The organism is Endozoicomonas acroporae, from assembly GCF_002864045.1.
GTDB lineage: Bacteria > Pseudomonadota > Gammaproteobacteria > Pseudomonadales > Endozoicomonadaceae > Endozoicomonas > Endozoicomonas acroporae.
In genome coordinates this window covers 1-5,555 of record NZ_PJPV01000233.1, presented here as the reverse complement: position 1 = coordinate 5,555, position 5,555 = coordinate 1, and the positions used below count along the sequence as shown (strand labels likewise).

The window sequence follows — 5,555 nt, the reverse complement described above, 5'->3', positions numbered from 1 at the left end:
CCATAATCGATCCGACGACGATGATTTAGTAAGGATCAATTTTAGTCGATAAATTGTGCGGGTGAGTTTTTATTGCCTCCTCTGTATGCTATGTGGCGGTGGAGCTCCAGGATTCATCGGGAATTGCTGCCCCATAGGAAATCCAGTAATGTACCTATTCGCAATTTCACCAACAATTTCACAAAGCGCAACAAACTTTGCACTGAAAGCTGCCGATTCGACAGTGGTCAATCCAGCTATGGCCACTCCAATTCCCGCCGCCAGTGTTGCCAATTGGGCACACAATTTTTTATGGTCATCCGCGTGATTTTGAATAGCGCTCGACAAAGTCCGGAAGCACTCGGTGTAGTCCTTGCTATCAGTATGACCACTAGCTTCAGCTACCGCTCTTGCTGCAGCGGAAAGAGCAGAGGTGACGTTGCCTTCTGGTTTCAGTTCAAGTCCCAACTTTAGAGCTTCCAAGTCCCCCTTTTGACAGGCATCCTCTAACAATGGCCTGGAATTTCGAAGCAAGGACATGCCCGGCCCACACATACACCTATCCGGTTTGTGCAATGAATTAGAATAGTCGCGTATACATTCCAAGTGCCCCATGTGATGGTGTTCGCACTCTGTTGTGACCACTGAACGTCCACCAAGTCTTCCGGTATTCCCTTCAAGACAGTAAGAACAATTAAAGCGGACATCTGCTCCGTTTCTACCGACACCATTCATCGCTTTAGCCTGCCATTTGTACTCAAAACTTCGAGTACGGCAAAAAATCAGCAGGGTAAGTTCCACAAAAAAACAGAATTTTTTTAACAAAAAGATTGTCGTTTAAATCAAAAGTCAGGCATGGAACCAATTTTCACTAGACAGTGATCGTTTATCCGGAATACAAGCAATGGCAACCACAAATATCTGGCAACAGTTCAAGTCAAGGCGCTGATTACTGAAGGGGCGCGGGTTGTAGCCACCATGACCGCTAATAACGGCAATGGCAACAGTCAGGCAAAGCTTCGGGATGGTTCGGTTATTAACGTCAAAGGTGAATCTGAACGACATAGTACAGAATGTTTTGGACGCTATGCCTATGCTGAAAAAGCCACAGAAAATCTTCATCCTATTACTTCTTTCAGCACTTGTCGTATTTCAGGGAAAGGCTACATTCCGGAAAATTCCGGAAAACTCGGGTCAGGTTTTGATTCTTGACGCTTATTAATCCTGTTCTACTTTTACAGCTTCTTGATTATAAGCTGGGGGCATAAAAAGTGAACAGTCCATTGAGAATTGAGTACGCAATTGCGCTGTACCATGTGACTTCCCGGGGGAATGAACGTAAGTCTATTTATCGAGAAGAGTCTGACTTCAATCTGGTCCTGGATACCCTGGCCGAGGTTTGTGACCGCTTCAACTGGACAATAAAAACTCTAAAGTTAAATTTCAAAAATCGTCTTCAATGCTTCAGATAGATCTTTGAACTCTACCTGGCTGCCAGTTGAGTTGATCTGTAAACGGGCTGGGCTGTTTGATGACTCAAACCGGTCAAATTCAATTTGAATTTTCTGACCGCTCTTGATGTTATGCAGTAAATTGATGGGGCCACTGCAAACCTTAAAATTATTTTTTGACAATAATGTGTCAATATCATCAGTTTTGTTGAGCCTTTTTAATTCATTGAGAATTTTATTGATGACGCTATCGATTTTTTTGGATGCTATTTTTTCAGGTTGTTCTTCTGCTGCACTACTAAGATTTTCCTGCATTTTTTCTGCGGTGTTAACAACTTCCTTCTGAAGTTCCTTCTGAAGTTCCTTCTGAAGTTCCTCCTGAAGTATTTTCTTAGTAGTGTTAACAGCATCAGAAATTTTCTTAAGCAAGCCTTGTAAATTCACATGCTCAATAATTCCCTCAATATCAATAAAGTCTAATGGTATTGGTATTCCAAGAGCGTCTTTAATTGCAGTTACGAAAAGTTTGCGCACCATTTTTGACATATTGAAATCAACCAGACATAACTTTATATTCACACTGACTCTGGCTTTTGATTGCTCTTTTTTGTCAATACTTTTTGCCGTAAAATGAAATCTTTCATATTTACCCAAGAATTCAATAATTTTATCTTTGGTGCCTTCAATATGGAAAGGATAGCCATCCAGTGATAAATTATTATTAAGTTCAAATCCAGGTATAAATTGTATGGGAACGTAGATTTGTTTCCAGTCTTCAGGATTTATGGCATTGCGGTTTCTTCTAATTCCGGAATAGCCGAAAATTGCATCTTCATGGCTGCCTTTAATAATTTTATCAACAAAATCTTTTGCTAAAACAACAAAGGAGTTAACTTCAGGGCAAGGGATAAAATTCAAATCTGGATATTTTACTGTAAGTTCATCAAGGCGATCAACTACTTTATCATTTATAAATACTTTTTCTTGATAGCGAATAGAACTATCTGATGAGACAACTGGATTACTTTGACTGTGAGTATTTTCATTTTGGTCGTTGGTCTGACAGGCTTGTCCTTCAAAATATTTGTTGAGATAATACTCGCCTTTATGTTTGCGCTCACATTCGTTGAGATTATTCCAGTCCTCCTGCAGAGCCTCTTGGCAAACAGAGTGTTTAGCCAAATCCAGGGGTTTATTGTTTTGCTTATCCTCAGCATTGATATCAACTGGGTGTTTTATTTGGTCTAGCAACCCTATCAGACACTTAATATTGTCTGCCTCGGCAGCCAAATGTAATGGTGTCTTCCCTTGGTTATCAGTAGCCTTGATATTAAGTGTGTCTTTTTCTTCTTCTAGCAACCTTTTCAGGCACAGAATACTGTCTGCCTCGGCAGCCAAATGTAATGGTGTCTTGCCTTGTTTATCACTGGCATTGATTTTAATTTTGATTTTAACTTTGCGTTTCTCTGGGTCTAGCAACATTTTCAGGCACTTAATATTGTCTGCCTCGGCGGCCAAATGTAATGGTGTCTTGCCTTGGTCATCGGGGAGATTGATGTCTACGTCATCGAACCTGGAGAGTATGTGCTCAAGACATTTTTCATATCCTTGAACCTCCTTAGAACTATTGCAGTTCCAACATTTATCTATAATGACATAGTGCAAAGAAGCCATACCACTATGCTGAACTGTGTGATTGATATCTATTCTTTTGTTAAACTTTTCATAAAAAAACCTTTCCTCATCAAAAAACCTTTCCAGGCAATCATTTTTGCCATTAGCTGCAGCATACAGAAATAACCTCGAAAGCTGGTCAATATCTTGTATTACATTTTTGGTTTTGATCAGTTTTATCAGACCTTCGTTTTTGTTGTCATTATGAATGGTTAAAAGTAGTGGTGAAACACCTATTTTATTATTAATATGGAAATATTTATGTATAGTTTTACCTTCTTTTTCACAGATCACTTTCAGAAATTTTATATTACCGTTATAAGCTGCATAGTGCAGCGGAGTATTATCGTCCATGTCAGGTCCAATAATATCTTTTTTAGAGTATTTGTTGTAATTATCTGTCAGCCAATTAATTCTCTTCTCTGACATGGCTATACGATGCAGTAGCGTTATACCTTTGTGATTTTTCTCATGCACATCAGCTTTAGCCTCTATCAGCTCTCTTACGCATGCATCAGTAGCAGCCAGGAGCAGTGGCGTGTCACCATTTTCATCTTTAGCATTGATGCATGTTAATTTTTTGTATTCTTTCTTCAGTAGTAGCTGAAGACAATTACTGTGTCCTTGTCCTTCTTCGGCTGCATAGTGCAGGGGTGTCCTCTTTCTGTGATCTTTAAGGATGATGGATTTTTCCAGGTTCCCTTCCTTTTTCGCTTTCTTCAGAAATTTTTCCAGGTAATTTATGTTGCCTTTTTCGGCAGCGTAGTGCAGGAGTGTTTTACCGTCAGTTTTGTCCTGATCTTTCAGGAGTATCCTATCAAACAGTTTCTTCTCTGCACTTTCGCTGTCATAATTTTTATCGATAGCTAATCGCAGGGCATGACTGATAGTTTTGGGCGTGAAATACTGCTCTTCCTCACATAATTTTTCCAGACATTTCTCATCATTATTTGAAATTGCATAATCTAGTGCTGTTTTTCCACTGTTGTCAGTTTGGTTCATATTCACGTCAGAGATTAGATCTTCCAGACATTTACAATAACTCTTCTCAACAGCATAATGCAGCGCTGTTTTCCCACTGTTGTCAGTTTTGTTGATATTCCCTTTAAAGCTTAGAGAAAGCACTTCCGAAGAGTCACCCTTCTCAGCCGCACGGTGCAGCTTTGTTTTCCCAAACTCATCAACGTCTTTGGCTTCCCCGGGGGGCAGATCTTCCTGCGGGAATACTATGCTGTCCTCCTCAGCAGCAGAATCAGCCAGAGCAGTTCTGTTTTCGCTGATAGCGGGTGACTCAATTGTTGACAGTGCCCGTGGTACCGGGTCAGTATCGGGGCCTTCATTGAATGACTTTTTACGAGAGTCAACTGCAGTTTTACTATCAGTCGGGGCAGGATCGTTAGTGGCAACAGAGCCAGCCTGAGCTGTTTTGTCAGCTTTTTTTTTTGTATCGTCGATCTTCACGTTGGTTGTGAGGGTACTGTTGTCTTTTTCATGATCGGCTTGGGAAACAGCAAAGTACTTTAATACTTTGACGGTCTCTTTGAGGCCCTTAGCTAAATCGAACGCCGTTTTGACATTCTTATCCTTAACTTTGGCCAGGGAGCGGCCAGAGGCCTGCAATGTCTGGATGGCCTCTGTGTGGCCTTTTTCAGCAGCTCTGTTGAGAGCTGTTTGGCCATATTTATCCTTCTCTTTGGCAAGGGAGGGGGCATAGTACAGCAATGTCTGGATGGCCTCTGTGTGGCCTTTACTAGCAGCTAAGTGGAGAGCCGTTTCGCCAAACTTATTCTTCTTTTTGGCCAGTGAGGAGGGGGCAAAGTCCAGCAATGTCTGGATGGCCTCTGTTTGGCCTTTAAGAGCAGCGGCGTGGAGAGCCGTTTGGCCATCGTTAGTCTTCTCTTTGGCCAGTGAGGGGTCAAAGTCAAGCAATGTCTGGATGGACTTTGTTTGGCCTTTAAGAGCAGCGTCGTGGAGAGCCGTCCAGCCAAGCTTACTCTTCTCTCTGGCAAGTGAGGGGTCAAAGTCCAGCAATGTCTGGATGGCCTCTGTGTTGCCTTCAAAAGAAGCTGTGTGCAGAGCCGTTTGGCCATTGTTATCCTTCTCTTTGGCCAGTGCAAAGTCAAGCAATGTCTGGATAGCCTCTGTGTGGCCTTTACTAGCAGCTATGTGGAGAGCCGTTTCGCCAAACTTATTCTTCTCTTTGGCCAGGGAGCGGTCAAAGGCCAGCAATGTCTGGATGGCCTCTCTTTGGACTTTAAGAGCAGCGGCGTGGAGAGCCGTTTGGCCACTGTTAGTCTTCTCTTTGGCCAGTGAGGGGTCAAAGTCCAGCAATGTCTGGATGGCCTTTGTTTGGCCTTTAAGAGCAGCGTCGTGGAGTGCCGTCCAGCCAAGGTTACTCTTCTCTCTGGCAAGTGAGGGGTCAAAGTCCAGCAATGTCTGGATGGCCTCTGT

General features: G+C 42.3%; 3 protein-coding genes. 1 reads left to right on the top strand and 2 read right to left on the bottom strand.

Features of this window, described 5'->3' with window-relative positions:
• Positions 1-69 precede the first annotated feature (69 nt).
• Positions 70-462: a hypothetical protein gene (locus CX664_RS24595; RefSeq protein ID WP_146000325.1), complete on the bottom strand. Its 393-nt coding sequence runs from the start codon at positions 460-462 to the stop codon at positions 70-72.
• Positions 463-957: 495 nt separating this feature from the next.
• Between CX664_RS24595 and CX664_RS24590 the strand changes: the two genes are divergently transcribed.
• On the top strand, positions 958-1,191 hold the full coding sequence (locus CX664_RS24590; protein ID WP_146000323.1) for a hypothetical protein: 234 nt from the start codon (positions 958-960) through the stop codon (positions 1,189-1,191).
• 224 nt (positions 1,192-1,415) lie between these two features.
• On the opposite strand, the gene CX664_RS24585 is transcribed toward CX664_RS24590, so the two are convergent.
• A complete protein-coding gene (locus tag CX664_RS24585) occupies positions 1,416-5,537 on the bottom strand; it encodes an ankyrin repeat domain-containing protein (protein WP_420810397.1) in 4,122 nt (1,373 codons plus the stop codon).
• Between the last annotated feature and the right edge of the window lie 18 nt (positions 5,538-5,555).

Excerpts from the sequence above, each read along its gene's own strand:
- CX664_RS24590 (WP_146000323.1), top strand. The coding sequence starts at position 958 with ATGACCGCTAATAACGGCAATGGCAACAGTCAGGCAAAGCTTCGGGAT.